Origin of the sequence: Chitinivibrio alkaliphilus ACht1 (assembly GCF_000474745.1) — a bacterium.
Lineage (GTDB): Bacteria > Fibrobacterota > Chitinivibrionia > Chitinivibrionales > Chitinivibrionaceae > Chitinivibrio > Chitinivibrio alkaliphilus.
In genome coordinates, this window is record NZ_ASJR01000084.1 from 1 (window position 1) to 447 (window position 447).

Sequence of the window (447 nt, forward strand, 5' to 3'; positions counted from 1 at the left end):
AAAAGAGACCGCCTTCAGGCAGAATATTACCCCGGATACATTGACCCTGCATGCTGACCGCGGTTCTTCAATGCGGTCTGATACGGTTGCTCAGTTGCTCGTAAATTTAGGAGTTTCTAAAACCCACTCCAGACCGCATGTTTCAAACGATAATCCCTATTCAGAATCTGCTTTTAAAACATTAAAATATCGCCCTGATTTTCCTGAAAGATTTGGATGTGTTGAACATGCCAGGGCACATTGCAGGAGATTTTTTACATGGTACAACACAAAACACTACCATTGTGGAATAGAGATGTTTACCCCTGAACAGGTGCATTACGGAACATGGAAAAAAGTGTATAACATACGATTGGAGGCATTACAAAAAGCAAGAGAACGAACCCCGGAACGGTTCGTGAAAGGAACACCAGCACTGAGGAAAATTCCTGCTGATGTCTGGATAAA

1 protein-coding gene is annotated in these 447 nt (G+C 42.7%); it reads left to right on the forward strand.

Features of this window, described 5'->3' with window-relative positions; all coding sequences use genetic code 11:
• Positions 1 to 40 precede the first annotated feature (40 nt).
• A partial coding sequence (locus tag CALK_RS11735) for an integrase core domain-containing protein (protein WP_162146753.1) occupies positions 41 to 447 on the forward strand: 407 nt, incomplete at its 3' end.